Source organism: Streptomyces sp. NPDC006435 (assembly GCF_040612315.1).
In the GTDB taxonomy this organism is placed as follows: Bacteria; Actinomycetota; Actinomycetes; order Streptomycetales; family Streptomycetaceae; genus Streptomyces.
In genome coordinates this window covers 46,692-62,180 of sequence record NZ_JBEXPY010000039.1, presented here as the reverse complement: position 1 = coordinate 62,180, position 15,489 = coordinate 46,692, and the positions used below count along the sequence as shown (strand labels likewise).

14 protein-coding genes are annotated in these 15,489 nt (G+C 72.7%); 7 read left to right on the top strand and 7 right to left on the bottom strand.

Translation table 11 applies throughout. The annotated features are described in order from the left end of the window. Positions 1–172: 172 nt before the first annotated feature. From ABZZ04_RS30200 to ABZZ04_RS30190, 3 genes are all read right to left on the bottom strand, one after another. A complete protein-coding gene (locus ABZZ04_RS30200) occupies positions 173–652 on the bottom strand; it encodes a nuclear transport factor 2 family protein (RefSeq protein ID WP_356935393.1) in 480 nt (159 codons plus the stop codon). Beyond that, complete coding sequence (folP, locus tag ABZZ04_RS30195; RefSeq protein ID WP_356935407.1) at positions 649–1,446, bottom strand: dihydropteroate synthase; 798 nt, start codon at positions 1,444–1,446, stop codon at positions 649–651. The genes ABZZ04_RS30200 and folP overlap by 4 nt, the downstream gene beginning before the upstream one ends. Positions 1,447–1,540: 94 nt before the next feature. Continuing rightward, positions 1,541–3,382, bottom strand: coding sequence for a phosphatidylglycerol lysyltransferase domain-containing protein (locus tag ABZZ04_RS30190; RefSeq protein ID WP_356935392.1), 1,842 nt, complete (start codon positions 3,380–3,382; stop codon positions 1,541–1,543). A gap of 138 nt (positions 3,383–3,520) precedes the next feature. Here ABZZ04_RS30190 and ABZZ04_RS30185 point away from each other — a divergent pair, with 138 nt between their 5' ends. Then, positions 3,521–4,645 carry an alpha/beta hydrolase-fold protein gene (locus tag ABZZ04_RS30185; protein WP_356935391.1) on the top strand — a complete coding sequence of 375 codons (1,125 nt, stop codon included), beginning with the start codon at positions 3,521–3,523 and terminating at the stop codon, positions 4,643–4,645. A 26-nt stretch (positions 4,646–4,671) separates the two neighbouring features. Here the strand turns inward: ABZZ04_RS30185 and ABZZ04_RS30180 are convergent, their stop codons facing one another. Continuing rightward, a complete protein-coding gene (locus ABZZ04_RS30180; protein WP_356935390.1) occupies positions 4,672–5,850 on the bottom strand; it encodes a betaine/proline/choline family ABC transporter ATP-binding protein in 1,179 nt (392 codons plus the stop codon). Positions 5,851–5,979: 129 nt separating this feature from the next. Here ABZZ04_RS30180 and ABZZ04_RS30175 point away from each other — a divergent pair, with 129 nt between their 5' ends. From ABZZ04_RS30175 to ABZZ04_RS30160, 4 genes are all read left to right on the top strand, one after another. Continuing rightward, positions 5,980–6,690, top strand: a complete 711-nt coding sequence (locus ABZZ04_RS30175; protein WP_356935389.1) for an ABC transporter permease — start codon at positions 5,980–5,982, stop codon at positions 6,688–6,690. 4 nt (positions 6,691–6,694) lie between these two features. Continuing rightward, on the top strand, positions 6,695–7,369 hold the full coding sequence (locus ABZZ04_RS30170; RefSeq protein WP_356935388.1) for an ABC transporter permease: 675 nt from the start codon (positions 6,695–6,697) through the stop codon (positions 7,367–7,369). Positions 7,370–7,543: 174 nt separating this feature from the next. Then, positions 7,544–8,530: an ABC transporter substrate-binding protein gene (locus ABZZ04_RS30165; RefSeq protein WP_356935387.1), complete on the top strand. Its 987-nt coding sequence runs from the start codon at positions 7,544–7,546 to the stop codon at positions 8,528–8,530. A gap of 128 nt (positions 8,531–8,658) precedes the next feature. Then, positions 8,659–9,750 carry a hypothetical protein gene (locus tag ABZZ04_RS30160; protein ID WP_356935386.1) on the top strand — a complete coding sequence of 364 codons (1,092 nt, stop codon included), beginning with the start codon at positions 8,659–8,661 and terminating at the stop codon, positions 9,748–9,750. A 41-nt stretch (positions 9,751–9,791) separates the two neighbouring features. On the opposite strand, the gene ABZZ04_RS30155 is transcribed toward ABZZ04_RS30160, so the two are convergent. Together ABZZ04_RS30155 and ABZZ04_RS30150 are read right to left on the bottom strand one after the other, a co-directional pair. After that, the gene (locus tag ABZZ04_RS30155; RefSeq protein ID WP_356935385.1) at positions 9,792–10,934 is read right to left on the bottom strand and encodes an NADH-quinone oxidoreductase subunit D; all 1,143 of its coding nucleotides are present in this window, start codon (positions 10,932–10,934) and stop codon (positions 9,792–9,794) included. Positions 10,935–10,986: 52 nt separating this feature from the next. Next, positions 10,987–11,970, bottom strand: coding sequence for an SAM-dependent methyltransferase (locus tag ABZZ04_RS30150; protein ID WP_356935384.1), 984 nt, complete (start codon positions 11,968–11,970; stop codon positions 10,987–10,989). A gap of 96 nt (positions 11,971–12,066) precedes the next feature. On the opposite strand from ABZZ04_RS30150, the gene ABZZ04_RS30145 reads away from it, so the two are divergent. Together ABZZ04_RS30145 and ABZZ04_RS30140 are read left to right on the top strand one after the other, a co-directional pair. Next, positions 12,067–13,269, top strand: a complete 1,203-nt coding sequence (locus ABZZ04_RS30145) for a sensor histidine kinase (protein WP_356935383.1) — start codon at positions 12,067–12,069, stop codon at positions 13,267–13,269. Positions 13,270–13,388: 119 nt separating this feature from the next. After that, entirely contained in the window at positions 13,389–14,063 is a 675-nt protein-coding gene (locus ABZZ04_RS30140) for a response regulator transcription factor (protein WP_356935382.1), read from the top strand. A 66-nt stretch (positions 14,064–14,129) separates the two neighbouring features. Here the strand turns inward: ABZZ04_RS30140 and ABZZ04_RS30135 are convergent, their stop codons facing one another. Continuing rightward, positions 14,130–15,242 (bottom strand): DUF5937 family protein, encoded by a 1,113-nt coding sequence (locus tag ABZZ04_RS30135; protein ID WP_356935406.1) that lies wholly within the window; start codon positions 15,240–15,242, stop codon positions 14,130–14,132. Between the last annotated feature and the right edge of the window lie 247 nt (positions 15,243–15,489).

Below are 15,489 nucleotides of genomic sequence, written 5' to 3'. Positions count from 1 at the left end.
CTACCTGCGGGCACCGACAGTGCCCGCCCGCGGGGGCCGTGGGCGGGACCTCACGGGGCTGGTAGCCGCGTATACCCGCGTCGCGGGATTCCAACCGCCTTCCGGGCGCGGCCGCCCGCCCGTCCCCCGCCGGAGGGGCGCTTTCCGGCCGGGAATTCCGGAGTTCTCCGGGTCAGGAGGAGGACTCCTCGCCCTCCTCGCCGGTCTCGGCCAGCACGGGCGAGCCGTGGTGGGACCAGAGCTTCCAGCCGTCGGGTGTGCGACGGAACACATTGGTGGCCACGACAAGTTGGCCGACCAGCGGGCCGAGCTCGTTGCCGTCCTCCGCGGGGCCGCCGCTGAGGATGTTCTCGGTGCAGGTCACCAGGGCGGTGTCACCGGTCATGGAGATGCCGACGTCGGTCAGGAAGAACTGGATGTACTCGGTGTTCGCCATGATCAGGGCGTAGCTGCGCAGCACCTCGCCGCGTCCGGTCAGCACCGGCCAGCCGGGGTGGACGCAGGAGACCGTGAGGTCCTCGCCGGGCAGCCAGAGCCCGGAGAGCTCCTCGAAGTCGCCGCGTTCCATCGTCTCGTAGAAGGCGGTGTTGGCCTCCTCGACGGCCGCGATGTCGGCGGCCGCCTCCGCGTGCTCGTCGCGGTCCCGGCTCACGCGGCTCCCTCGACGGCGCGGGCGACCCGTACGGCGTCGGCGGTGGCCCGTACCTCGTGGACCCGGACGGCCCAGGCGCCGGCGTGGGCGGAGAGCGCGGAGACCGCCGCGGTGGCGGCGTCGCGTTCGCGGGCGGGCGGTGGCGCGAGGCCCTCGCCGGCCAGTACGTGGCCGAGGAACCGCTTGCGGGAGGCGGCGACCAGCAGCGGGCGGCCCAGGGCGCGCAGTGCGTCGAGGCGGGCGACCAGGGCGAGGTCGTGGGCGGCCTCCTTGGCGAAGCCGAGACCGGGGTCGATCACGATCCGCTCCGGCGCGATGCCGCCCGCGACCACGGCGTCCATCCGCTCCCGCAGCTCGGCGACGACCTCGGCGACGACGTCCCCGTACACCGCCCGGCTGTTCATGGACTCGCTGAAGCCGCGCCAGTGCATCACCACGAACGGGGCCCCGGACGCGGCGACGACCGGGACCATGTCCGGGTCGGCGAGGCCGCCGCTCACGTCGTTGACCAGGGCGGCCCCGGCCGCGACGGCCTCCTCGGCGACCCGGGCCCGCATGGTGTCCACGGAGACCGTGACCCCTTCGGCGGCCAGGCCCCGGACCACCGGGACGACGCGCCGCAGCTCCTCCGAGGAGTCCACCCGGCTGGCGCCGGGGCGGGTGGACTCGCCGCCGACGTCGATCAGGTCGGCGCCCTCGGCGACCAGGTCGAGGCCGTGTTTGATCGCGGCCGTGGTGTCGAACCAGCGGCCCCCGTCGGAGAAGGAGTCCGGGGTCACGTTCACGACACCCATGACCGCACAGCGGTCCCACTCCGGCAGGCCCCGGACCGTGCCTCGTCCACGCAACGTACTCATGCGACCAGCGTAGGCCCCGTACGGTGCGGTGCTACGCCGCGCGTACGTGCTGCTCCTGTCCGGGGGCCGGGGCGTGGGCGCAGGGCCGGGGGGCCGGGGCCGGGAAGCGGCGGGCGAGGGGGCGGGGCAGCGAGACGTTCACGAAGCCCTCCGCCCGCATGGCGGCGAGCGAGATGCGGGGCAGGTCGCGGGCGGCCCGGTAGACCACGAAGCGGGGTTCCCAGCGTGGCCGGAACTTGGCGTTGAACTTGTACAGCGACTCGATCTGGAACCAGCGCGACAGGAAGACCAGCAGCCCGCGCCAGACGCGCAGCACCGGCCCCGCGCCCAGCTTCTCGCCCCGGGCGAGCGCCGAGCGGAACATCGCGAAGTTCAGCGAGACGCGTCCGACCGAGAGCCGGGGGGCAGCCTGGAGGGCGGCGACGATCAGCAGCTCGTTCATGCCGGGGTCGGCGGAGCGGTCGCGGCGCATCAGGTCGAGGGACATGCCGTCGTCGCCCCACGGGACGAAGTGGAGCACGGCCTTCAGGTCGCCGTACGGGGAGTCGGCGGTGTGCTCGCCGGCCTTGTGGGCGGTCGCGACGACGCAGTCCCCGTCGGCGGGGTCGCCGATCCGGCCGAGCGCCATGGAGAAGCCGCGCTCGGTGTCGGTGCCGCGCCAGTCCGCGGCGGCGCGGCGGATGCGGTTCAGTTCGGCCTCGCCGATGTCACGGACGCGGCGGACCCGGGTCTCGTAGCCGAGCCGTTCGATGCGCTTCACCATCTGGCGTACGTTGCGCATCGGCCGCCCGGCGAGCGAGAAATCCGCGACGTCCACCACCGCCTCGTCGCCGAGTTCCAGCGCGTCGAGGCCGGTCTCGCGGGTCCAGACCTCGCCGCCGGTCTCGCTGCAGCCCATCACGGCCGGGGTCCAGGAGTGGGCCCTGGCCTCGTCCATGAACCGTTCGATGGCGCCGGGCCACGCCTCCACGTCGCCGATCGGGTCGCCGCTGGCCAGCATCACCCCGGACACGACGCGGTAGCAGACGGCGGCCTTGCCGCTGGGGGAGAAGACGACGCCCTTGTCGCGGCGGAGCGCGAAGTGGCCGAGCGAGTCGCGGCCGCCGTGCTTCTCCAGCAGGGCGCGCAGCCGGACCTCGTCGTCCTCGGTGAGGCGGGCCGCCGGGTGCTCGGGGCGGAAGGCGAGGTAGACGGTGGTGACGGCGGTCAGCAGGCCGAGGGCGCCGAGGGAGTACGCCACGGTCCAGGAGGTGTCCCCGGAGTAGTCGACGGGTCCTTCGAGGCCGAACATCCCGTACAGCACGTGCTGGAGGCGGTCGGCGATGCTGGGGTTGCCCACGACCCGGCCCGGGTGGGCGCTGACGACGACGAGCCCGAGGGCGATCGAGCCCGCGCCGAGGAGCACGAAGTTGGCCAGGGCCCGCCAGCGGCTCCGGGGGTCGGGCAGGGCGGCGAACTCGCCGCGGTGCCGGACCAGCAGCAGGCACAGGGCCAGCGAGACGAGGGTGCCGAGGACCGAGTGCCGGTAGGCGAACTGTGCCAGCGCCCCGGCCGGCAGCAGGACGACGGCGGCCCGCCAGGCCCGCCGCTTGCGCCGTTTGAGGCCGTGGGCGAGCAGCAGCAGGAGGATGCCCGCACTCAGGGAGAGGGCGGCGGCGAACGGCCCGAGGGCACCGGGCAGCACCTCGGCCAGGGTGTGCATCCGGCTGTGCCGGAAGCGCGGGAAGACGCCCGCGGCGATGTCGATCAGACCGACGGCGGTGCAGGCGGTGCCGACCAGGGCCGGTACGGACTCGGGGCGCGGGCCGCGTACGAACCTGCGTACCGGACTCGGAACCGATCCTGATTTATCCCCATCTAGCGTGACAGACATCGCTTCCCGTGGCTCCGCGAGAGATTCTTGTGTCCTTCGGTCGTAGCCCTCCGGACGATGTGCGCCCTGTAGGACGAGGCTTCCGGAGCGCGGGTTCACCCGTCGGCCGGAAATTTCCGCACAAGAAAGCTCACCCGCATGGGTCTCACCAGCAATGTGTTCCTGGGACTGGTCGTCGCGCTGGCGGTGGTGTTCTTCGCCGCCACGGTCTGGCTCTGGCCCCGGCTGGCCCGCCGCGGCGTGCGCGCGGTGCTCGGCCGGATCGGTCTGCTGCTGGTGACCCAGGTGACGCTCTTCGCCTCGGTCGGCCTGCTGGCCAACAACTCCTTCCTCTTCTACGGCTCGTGGGACGACCTGCTCGGCCGTGAGCAGGACCTGGGGGTCGTCACGGACCACGCGGCCGGGACACTGGCCGCCAGGAGCATCGTCCGGGTGGGGGCGGAGCTGCCGGACGTGCCGGGCGCCCCGCGGCCGGAGAAGAAGGGCCGGATCGACAAGATCGTGATCTCGGGCCGGAAGTCGGGGATCGAGAGCTCGGCGTACGTGTACCTGCCGCCGGAGTACTTCCAGCCGGCGTTCGCCCGCCGGAAGTTCCCCGCCGTGGTCGTCCTCACCGGCTACCCGGGCATCGCGGAGAACCTCCTGAAGGGCCTCAACTACCCGAAGACGGCGTACGAACGGGTGAAGGCCGGCCGGGCGCAGCCGATGATCCTGGTGATGCTGCGGCCGACGCTGGCGCCCCCGCGGGACACCGAGTGCGTGGACATCGAGAACGGGCCGCGGACCGAGACGTTCTTCGCCGAGGACCTGCCGCGGGTGGTCCCGGACGTGTACCGGGTCGGCCGGCAGGCCCGCAACTGGGGCATCATGGGCAACTCGACCGGCGGTTACTGCGCGTTGAAGATCGGGCTCCACCACCCGGACCGGTTCGCCGCGAGTGCCGGGCTCTCCGCGTACTACAAGGCGGCCGAGGACCCGACGACCGGCGACCTCTTCCACGGCGACCAGGGGGCGCGCAACCGGGCCGACCTGCTGTGGAGCCTGGACCACATGCCGAAGCAGCCCGCCTCGTCCTTCCTGGTGACCACGTCCAGGCACGGTGAGGACAACTACCGTGCCACGCGGCAGTTCGTCGACGGGGTGAAGCCGCCCGCCCGGGTCTCGTCGATCGTGCTGGACAGCGGGGGGCACAACTTCAACACCTGGCGGCGGGAGATCCCCTCGGCGCTGGACTGGATGAGCAGCCGGCTCAGCGAGAACTGACGGGGCCCGGGTCCGGGGTCCGGGGCTCAGGACGAGCGGGTGCTCGCCACGCTCTCGACCGCCACCCCGGCGCGCGGGACGTCCCGGGCGTCCGCGTCGATCGAGCGGCGCAGCGCCTCGTGCAGCCGGGTCGGGGTGAGAACGCCGAGGAAACGGCCGCCGTCGGTCCCGTCCACGACGGCGATCCAGCCTGCGTCGTGCTGGAGCATGGTGGCGAACGCCTGCTTGAGCGGGGCGCCGAGGGGCAGCCGCGCCTCCATCGCGCGGGCGTGGGCGCGCACCGTCGCGTCGGTGTCCGCGCCGGTGGCGTCGGCCGGGAGCCAGCCGTACAGGTTGTCCTCGCCGTCCAGTACGACGGCCCAGCGCGCCCCCTCGGCCCGCAGCCGTGCGGTCGCCCTCGCCAGGGGGTCGCCGAGGCGGACGACCGGCGGGTGGTCGAGGTCGCTCTCCTCGACGGGGGTCACGGACAGCCGCTTGAGTCCGCGGTCGGCGCCGACGAAGTCCGCGACGTACGGGGTGGCCGGTGCGCCGAGCACGGTGGCCGGGGAGTCGAACTGCTCGATGGAGCCCTGTCCGTAGACGGCGATGCGGTCCCCGAGCCGGACCGCCTCCTCGATGTCGTGGGTGACGAACAGCACGGTTTTGCGGACCTTTTCCTGGAGTTTCAGGAATTCGTTCTGCAGGCGTTCCCGTACGACCGGATCGACTGCGCCGAAAGGCTCGTCCATCAGCAGTACCGGCGGGTCCGCGGCCAGTGCCCGGGCCACGCCGACACGTTGGCGCTGACCGCCGGAGAGCTGTTCCGGATAGCGGTCGCCATAAACGGAAGGATCGAGTCCGACAAGGTCGAGGAGTTCCGCGGCGCGCTCCCGTCCCTTTCCCCGTTTCCAGCCCAGGAGATGGGGGACGGTCGCGGTGTTCTCCAGGATCGTGCGGTGCGGGAAGAGTCCCACCTGCTGGATCACATAGCCGATACGGCGACGCAGCCGGACGGGATCGATGGCGGATATGTCGTCCCCGTCGAGGAATATCCGTCCCTCGGTCGGTTCGGTCAGCCGGTTCACCATCTTCATGGTGGTCGTCTTGCCGCATCCCGACGGTCCGACGAGCGTGACCAGTTCACCCTCGGCGACCTCGAAGGAAAGGTCGTCGACGGCGGTGGTGCCGTCCGCGTACCGCTTGGTGACGTGCTCGAATCGGATCATGGTTCCCCATTGTGGCGCGTGTTCTGTGAAGGACGTGTTGCTGAAATACAACGGGCCTCGGTGATTGTCAGTGGTCGAGGATAGGCTCGCCGGAGTTCGGTGCGAGTGGGCAATGCGGGAGGGGGACCGATGGCCGCGGGACAGAACTGCCTGGTGACGAACGACTGGATCTGCGGGGAGTATCTCCGTTCCCGGAGCCAGGAGTTGACCGATGCGACGGTCCAGCACATCTGGATCACGGCGGTGTCGGTGCTGATCGGACTCGTGGTGGCCTTTCCGCTGGCGCTGCTCGCGCGCCGCGGCCGCCGGTTCGCCGGTCCCGTGCTCGGGCTGACGACGGTGCTCTACACGGTGCCCTCGCTCGCCATGTTCTCGTTGCTGCTGCCGCTGTTCGGGCTCTCCGCCGCGCTGGTGGTCACCGGGCTGGTGCTGTATTCGCTGACCGTCCTGGTGCGGAACATCCTGGCGGGCCTGGAGGCCGTTCCGCCGGAGGCGAAGGAAGCCGCGAAGGGCATGGGGTACGGGCCGGTGCGGCTGCTGTGGGAGGTGGAAGTCCCGCTGGCGCTGCCCGCGTTGATGGCCGGGGTGCGGATCGCCACGGTCTCGACGATCGCGCTGACGACGGTCGGATCGATCATCGGCAAGGGCGGCCTCGGCAATCTCATCGGGGACGCGCTGCCCAGCTTCTTCAAGGCCCAGGTGCTCACGGCCTCGGTGCTGTGCGTGCTGCTCGCGGTGGCCGCGGACCTGCTGCTGCTCGGTGTGCAGCGGCTGTTGACCCCCTGGACCCGAATACGCACCCCGCGGGCGGACACCGCCGCCGCGGCCGAGGCGGTCTGAATCCATGGGAGTTCTCGGCGGGGCCTGGACCTGGCTCACCACCGGCGCCAACTGGTCGGGGGAGAGCGGCGTGTCCCACCGGCTCGGTGAGCACCTGTACGTCAGTGGCGTCGCGCTCGTCCTGGCGTGCGCGATCGCGCTGCCGACGGCGCTGTACCTCGGGCACATCGGGAAGGGCGGTGCGCTGGCCGTCAACATCTCCAACGTGGGGCGGGCGATCCCGGTCTTCGCGGTGCTGTCCCTCTTCATGGTCTCGCCGCTGCGCAACGCCGGATACGCGCCGACGATCATCGCGCTGGTGCTGTTCGCCGTGCCGCCCCTGCTGACCAACGCCTACGTCGGGATGACGGAGGTGGACCGGTCGGTGACCGAGGCGGCGCGCGGCATGGGGATGTCCGGCCGGCAGCTCTTCGTACGGGTCGAGCTCCCGCTGGCCTACCCGATGATCATGACCGGGGTGCGGTCCGCCGCGGTCCAGGTGGTGGCCACGGCCACGATCGCCGCGCTGGCCGGTCTGGGCGGCCTGGGCCGGATCATCACCGCCGGGTTCAACACCTACGACACGCCCCAGGTGGTCGCCGGGGCGCTGCTGGTCGCCGTGCTCGCGCTGCTGGTGGAGGCGGTGCTGATCGGCCTGGACCGGCTGCTGTCGCCGCTGCGCCGCCGCCGGACGGCGTGACGGCCGCATGACAGCCCTCCGCCGCCCGCACCCGTGCCCCGTGCGCCCCGGCTCCCCGCCGTTCCTCGCACGCCCCGCGTGCCCTGCGCACCTCGTACTCCCCGCAAGCCTCGTACCGACCTGCCCGGATCACATCTCGTACAGCCCTGTCGCTGTGGACGGAGAACAACAACGATGAGCAAGACCTCGCGCATAGCCGGTGCGGTCATCGGCATGGTCGCGCTGGCCGGGTCGCTCGCCGCCTGCGGCGGCGACAGCCTGGAGAAGGAGAAGAGCGGCCAGGGCTCCTCCGGCGGCTCCGCGGGCTCCGGCGAGAAGGGGTCGCTCGTCGTCGGCGCGGCCTCCTTCACCGAGTCCAAGGTGCTCGCGGAGCTGTACGCGCAGATCCTGCGCGACACCGGATACCGCACCTCCGTCACCACGGTGGCCAACCGGGAACTGTACGAACCGTCCCTGGAGAAGGGCGAGATCGACATCGTCCCGGAATACGCCGCGACGATCGCCGAATTCCTCAATGCCAAGGTGAACGGCGCGAAGGAGGCGGAGAAGAAGCCGGTCGCCTCCGGTGACCCGGCGGCCACGGTCGCGGCCCTGGAGAAGCTCGCGGGACCGCGCGGACTGAAGGTGCTCCCGGCCGGTCGGGCCGTCGACCAGAACGCCTTCGCGGTGACGCGGGAATTCGCCGCGAAGAACAAGCTCAAGACCCTTTCCGACCTCGGCCGGGCGAAGATCGGGGTGAAGATCGCGGCGGGCGACGAGTGCGAGGTGCGGCCGTTCTGCGCACCGGGTCTGAAGAAGACCTACGGCATCGACGTCACCGGTATCGATCCCAAGGGAGTCGGTACGCCGCAGGCCAAGCAGGCGGTCAAGGACGGCAAGGACCAGTTGGTCCTCACCACGACCACGGACGCGGTGCTGGACACTTACGACCTGGTGTTCCTGGAGGACGACAAGAAGCTCCAGAACGCGGACAACGTACTGCCGGTGGTCAATGCGAAGGACGCGGGCGCACAGGACGTCGCCGACGCCCTCGGCAAGCTCACCGAGGCGCTCACCACGGAGGATCTCGCGGAACTGAACCGCAAGGTCGACGCGGAGCGCGCAAAACCCGCCGATGTGGCCGGGGACTATCTGCGGTCGAAGGGCCTTGTCGGTAAGTAGGAACGGAAGCGGGAATCGGGGAGAACGGGGGCCGTCGGGCGAGAGGACCGGGGCCGTCAGGTAACCAACCAAGAACAGATTGCCGGGCGGCCCCCCAAGTGCCCCGTACACACGGTAAATTTCAGGCCATGCCACGTGGACGTCATCGTCATTCGCCACCTCTGCACAGAATCCTTCCGCCTTCGGTGGTCGTCGGGGTCTCGGTCCTGAGCGCCGGGGGCGCCTGGTTTTTCGCCGAGCCCCTGGTCCTGCGCGCGCTGGTGGGCGTCGCGGCGGCTTCCGCCGTGACCGGTGCGTATCTGATGCGCAGCTGGGACCGGGAGGCGGGGCGTCGGGTCGCGGAGCTGACCCGGGCCCGTGCCGGTGACGAGTGGCGGGCCGAGGAGCGGCTGGCCGAGCTGGAGTCCGACCTGGAGGAGTCGCGGGAGCTGCGGGCCCGGCTGGAGACGAAGCTGCGCCGCAAGCGCGTGGAGCTCGCCAACCTGCGCGGGGAGCACGCCGCGCTGCTGCGCCGGTACGCCAACGCCGAGACCGAGCGGGCCAGCGCGCTCGAAGGCCGCCGTCGGCTCGCCATCGAGGCCGCCTCCGCGCCCCGGGAGCTCCCGGCCGCGCGCAGCACGCCGACGCCGGGCGCCTATCTGCGGGCCGCCCAGGCGCTGGACGACCTCTCGCGCAACCGGGCGCTCCAGGAGGCGCGCCGCACCGCCGAGCAGGCCAGGGAGCGCGATCTCGCCGAGCGCGCCCGGGACACCGAGGAGCGGCGCGGCAGGCACGCGGCGGACCAGGACACGACCGGCCGGGACGCGGCCGACCGGGAACCGGCGGACCAGGACGCGACGGGCGCCCAGCACCTGCGTCCGACCGCCGCGCTGCCCGCCGCCCGGCAGGCGGCCCCGCTGCCGCCCGCCTCCCGGCCGTCCGCCGCGCTCCCCGCGGCGCGCGCCGTGCCGGCCGCGAGCCCCGTGGCCCCGCAGGCGGCCGCCCGCCGCCAGCCGGTGCCGCAGGGCAGCTTCGACTTCTTCGGCACGCAGAAGGCGGCGCGGGCCGCGATCGAGTCCGTGCAGGACGAGGACCTCGCGGACGTGGTCGGCGAGGAGGCCCTGGCCGCGCACCGCACGGGCACGGCCGCGAACCGGGCCGTCGGCAAGGTCATCGACCTCACCGCGCACGACGAGACCGAGCAGCTGGACGTGGTGGAGCTGCGCAGCGCGATCTCGTAGCGCCCACCGGGCGCCGGGCCACCGGCCCCGGTGGGCGTCGGCTACTTGTCGATGTCGCCGACGACGAAGAAGAGCGAGCCCAGGATCGCCACCATGTCGGCGACCAGCGTGCCCGGCAGCAGTTCGGTGAGCGCCTGGATGTTGTTGTACGAGGCGGAGCGGAGCTTCAGCCGGTACGGGGTCTTCTCGCCCTTCGACACCAGGTAGTAGCCGTTGATGCCGAGCGGGTTCTCGGTCCAGGCGTAGGTGTGGCCCTCGGGGGCCTTCAGCACCTTGGGCAGCCGCTGGTTGATCGGGCCGGGCGGCAGGTCCGCCATCCGGTCCAGGCAGGCGTCCGCCAGGTGCAGGGAGTTGTGCGTCTGCTCCAGCAGGCACTCGAAGCGGGCCAGGCAGTCGCCCGCGTCGCGGGTGACCACCTTCAGGGTGTCCCGGAGCTCCCCGTACGCGAGGTACGGCTCGTCGCGCCGCAGGTCGAAGTCGACGCCCGAGGCGCGGGCGATCGGCCCGGACACCCCGTACGCGTGCACGGCCGCGGCGGACAGCACGCCCACGCCGCGGGTGCGGCCCCGGAAGATCTCGTTGCCGAGCACCAGGTCGTCGTACACGCCCATCCGGGACCGGACCGCGGCGACGGCGTCCCGCACCCGGCCGGTCCACCCCGCCGGGAGGTCCTCCTTGAGGCCGCCGACGCGGTTGAACATGTAGTGCATCCGGCCGCCGGAGATCTCCTCCATCACGGCCTGGAGGTCCTCGCGCTCCCGGAACGCGTGGAACATCGGGGTGATGCCGCCGAGTTCGAGCGGGTACGAGCCGAGGAACATCAGGTGGTTCAGGACCCGGTTCAGCTCGGCGAGCAGGGTGCGGGTCCAGACCGCGCGCTCGGGGACCTCCATGCCGAGCATCCGCTCCACGGCCATCACGACGCCCAGCTCGTTGGAGAACGCCGACAGCCAGTCGTGGCGGTTGGCGAGCATCACGATCTGCCGGTAGTCACGGGCCTCGAACAGCTTCTCCGCACCCCGGTGCATGTAGCCGACGACCGGTTCGGCGTGCTGGACGCGTTCGCCGTCGAGGACGATGCGCAGACGGAGCACGCCGTGGGTGGAAGGGTGCTGGGGGCCGATGTTGAGCACCATGTCGGTGCTCTCCGCCGCGCCGCCGATGCCGACTGTCGTCTCCGTCATGCGGCCAGTATCGCGTGAAAGGGCCCGGACTCCGGGCCCGGGGCGTCGGTTCTCAGCCCCTGCGCTGCATCAGCCAGCCGAAGTCGCCCAGGCCGCCCCGGGCCGTCAGCTCCGCCGCCTCGCCCGCCGAGGCGAGGGCCCGCACGTAACCGGCCGGGTCGCTCGACGCCAGGGCCAGGGGCGGGCGCCCGCCGTCGACGCCGAGCCCGCGCAGCGCCTCGCGCTGGGTCAGGATGTCGGGCGGTACGCCGGCCGCCGCCCCGCCCGCCGCCGCGCACGCGTCCAGGGCCACGTGCGAGGTGAGGTCGCAGCGGCCGTCCGGCACCGGCCGGACCTCGCGCCCGGCCCGGAAGCCGGTGAGCGTGCCGAAGGGGGGCCGGGTCTCCCGCCGGTGCGCGTAGTCCACCGCCACCGCGAGCCCCGCGGCCAGCGTGGACACCGCCGCCGCCCACGCCTCGTCGCGGGGGCGGCCGATCTCCGCCCGGCCGCCCGGACCGGACGACGGCCACCAGCGGCGCAGCCACTCGGCGTCCGCCCCGGCCACCGGTGCGCCCAGCCGCTCCGCGCCGTCCGCCGTCCGCACGAGGACGTACCGCTCGACGCCGTCCGCGTCGGTCTCGGCCACCTCTGTCGGGACGTTGTCCAGCCACTCGTTGGCGAACAGCAGGCCGCGGGTGCCCGGCGGCGGCGCGGCGCGCCACTCGATCCGGGGATCCAGGCCGGGCGGCCGGTCGGCCAGCTCCACGGCGTACGCCCGTACGACGAGGTCCCCGGCGCCCGCGGCCGGCAGCGCCGCCAGCACCCCGGTCAGCAGCTCGCCCCGCCCGGCCCCCAGATCCACCAGGTCGACCTCGCCGGTGCCCAGTTCCCGCGCCGTCCGGACCAGCAGCGCGGCCACGGCCGAGGCGAAGAGCGGGCCCGTGTGGACGGAGGTGCGGAAGTGGCCCGCGGGCCCCTCGGGGCTCCGGTAGAACCCCCCGTCCCCGTACAGGGCGGTCTCCGCCGCCGCACGCCACCCACGCCACTCATCCGTCACGGGGCCAAGTCTCCACCTTGGGGAGTACGGTCCCGGAAACCGGATCGACCCTTCGACTGACCCCGGCACCCGTCGCCTGTCCCTACGCTGGGTCACGTGCAGCGTCTCTACGATTTTCTCCGCAGACACCCGCTGGGCGTCGACTGCTTCTGGGCCGTCGTCCTCTTCGGGGCCTCCGGCGTGTCCTTGGCGGGCATGCCGGAGCGCGGTACGGCACGGGCCGCTGCCTTCCCGATCATCCTCGGCCTCTGCGTCGTGGTCGCGCTGCGCCGGCGCATGCCGGAGAAGATGCTGCTGCTCGCCATCGCGATGGGGGTGGCACAGCTGGTCACGGGGTTCGGGCCGGGCCTCCACAACTTCGCCATGCTGGTCATCGTCTTCACCGTGGCCACCGTGGGGGAGCGCTGGGCGTCCCGGCTCGCGCTGGTCTGCAGCCTGTGCGCGGCGGGCCTGGCCAAGCTGCGCTGGCGGGACGAGGTGCAGCAGAACAGCTGGGCCGAGGCGGTCTTCGTCGTCATCGTGCTGACCGTGCCGTTCGTGCTCGCCTGGGTGCTCGGCGACTCGATGCGGACCCGGCGCGCCTACTTCAGTCAGCTGGAGGAGCGCGCGGCCCGGCTGGAGCGGGAGCGCGAGGCGCAGGCGAAGGTCGCGGTGGCGGCCGAGCGGGCCCGGATCGCCCGCGAGCTCCACGACGTCGTGGCGCACAACGTGTCGGTGATGGTGGTGCAGGCCGACGGTGCCGCATACGTCATGGACACGGCCCCGGACCAGGCCAAGCAGGCCCTGGAGACGATCTCCGGCACCGGCCGGCAGGCGCTCGCCGAGATGCGGCGGCTGCTCGGGGTACTGCGGACCGGTGACGCCCAGGAGAGCGGGGAGTACGTCCCGCAGCCCGACGTGGAGCAGATCGAGGACCTGATCGAGCAGGTCCGGCAGACCGGCCTGCCCGTCGACTTCAGGGTCGAGGGGACCCCGCGCCCGCTGCCCAGCGGCGTCGAGCTGACCGCGTACCGCATCGTGCAGGAGGCCCTGACCAACACCCGCAAGCACGGCGGCCCGGACGCCGGGGCCAGCGTGCGGCTGGTCTACTTCGACGACGGTCTCGGACTGCTCGTCGAGGACGACGGGCGGGGTGCGGCGCACGAGCTGTACGAGGACGGCGGCGCCGACGGCGCGGGGCACGGCATGATCGGCATGCGGGAGCGGGTCGGCATGGTCGGCGGCACACTGGACGCCGGGCCACGACCGGGCGGCGGCTTCCGGATCAGCGCGCTGCTGCCGCTGAAACCGGCCCACTAGGCGGTCCGGTCCCGACGACCCCGGGCCCGGACCACGGGTCCGCACGGCCGGCCCGGACCGTGCGCCCGAACCGCGAGCCCGATCCCCGGGCCGCGGGACAGACAGGAGACAGGACACCCATGGCGATCCGCGTGATGCTCGTCGACGACCAGGTGCTGCTGCGCACCGGCTTCCGGATGGTGCTCGCGGCCCAGCCGGACATGGAGGTCGTGGCCGAGGCCGGTGACGGCGCGGAGGCGATCGAGATCCTCCGGGCCACCGCCGTCGACGTGGTGCTGATGGACGTGCGGATGCCGAGGCTGGACGGCGTCGAGGCCACCCGCCGCATCTGCGCGCAGCCGAACGCCCCCAAGGTGCTCATCCTGACCACCTTCGACCTCGACGAGTACGCGTTCTCCGGGCTGAAGGCCGGGGCGAGCGGCTTCATGCTCAAGGACGTGCCGCCCGCCGAACTGCTCGCCGCCATCCGTTCCGTGCACAGCGGCGACGCGGTCGTCGCCCCGTCCACCACCCGCCGGCTGCTCGACCGGTTCTCCGCGCTGCTGCCGACCGGCAGCAGCGAGCCGCAGCACAAGGACATCGCCCGGCTCACCGAGCGCGAGCGCGAGGTGATGCTGCTGGTCGCCCAGGGCCTGTCGAACGGCGAGATCGCGGCGCGCCTGGTGCTCTCCGAGGCGACCGTGAAGACGCACGTCGGCCGCATCCTCACCAAGCTGGGCCTGCGCGACCGGGTGCAGGTCGTGGTCCTCGCGTACGAGACGGGGATGGTCCGGGCCGGGGGCGGGGCGGGCTGAACCGCGGGCCGTCCGGCGGTTTCGGGCCCGGACAAGGACCTGGGGCCGGGTCCGCGCCGTCGGGCGTCAGCGCAGGATGCCCTCCAGGAAGTCGCTGCCGAGCCGCGCCACCGAGGTCAGGTCCAGCTGGTGCAGCACGTACCAGCCGCGCCGCCGGGTGGTGACCAGACCGGCCCTCTTCAGCACCGCGAGGTGCCGGGAGACCTCGGGCGCGGTGATGCCGTGCGTGTCGGCGAGCTCCCCGGTCGTGTACGGGGAACGGGCGAGGTGGCGGCACAGACGCATCCGCATCGGGTGGGCCAGCGCCTCCATGCGCAGCTGGAGCAGTTCCACGGAGGCGGGGGAGGGCAGCTCGGGCTGGTGCACCGGGTAGTGGATCACCGGCCGCCAGCCCGGCGCGTGCAGCAGGTTCAGGTGCGGCCAGCCGAAGGTGGACGGGATGAGGGTGAGCCCGGGGCCGGTGTCCGGGTCGACCGCGCTGGTCCGGCCCTCGATCAGCTTGTCGGCGTTGATCCGGGTCCCGGTCTCGTCGAGCGACAGCGCCGGGGAGACCGCCGCCATCGCCTCGCCGATGCCCTTGCGCCGCAGCAGGTCCGTCTTGTGCCGGGCGTCGGCGACCAGCTGGACCCGCACCCGCTGCCAGGTGTCGGCGAAGAACGCCTGGTCGCAGTCCTCGAAGAGGCGCCGGACCCAGCGGCGCACGGGGGCGGGGTCGGCCAGCAGCTGCTGGGTGAACTCCACCTGCCTGGGGCCGCGCGCCGCCGCCATGTCCAGGGCGCGGGCGCGCATCGTCGCGTCGCTGAGCGGGGAGGGCGCGCCCTCCCCGTACCGCCGGGAGCAGGTGAACTCCAGGGCGGCGGAGGCGAACCGCTCGTCGTCCATCCGGTCGAGGACGTCCAGGTCCTCGGCGAGGGTCGCGCCCGTCCTGCCACCGCTGTCGGGGACCCCGGCGAACGCCATGAAGACGTCCGAGAAGGTGTTGCGCCACAGGAATTCGGCCTCGTGGAGCCGGTCGGCGAGGTCGGGTTCCAGCGCGCTGGCGGTCGCCGTCGCCCAGCCGTGCAGCCCCGGGTGGTGGCCGGGCTCGGCGAGGGCGTGCAGGGCCAGCCCCAGTTCGGCCAGGGGAGAGGTCCGGAAGACGATGTGCTCGGGCGCCAGCCCGGCGATGTCGATGTGCACGCTCACCCCTCCATGGTGCGGGGTGCCCGGGGAAGCGCCCGGTCGTTTGACGGGGCTCGTCAAGTGACGGGCCGACCGGACCGGCCCGGACGACGCTGAGGCCATGGACGCCATTCAGCAGCACATGCTCGACAGCTACCGCGCGGCCCGACTGGGGGAGGTGCCGCCGCCGGAACCGGGACGGCACGACTGGGCGGTGGTGCGCGGGATCCGGGACCACCGCCGCTTCGGGGCGGTGATCGCGGGC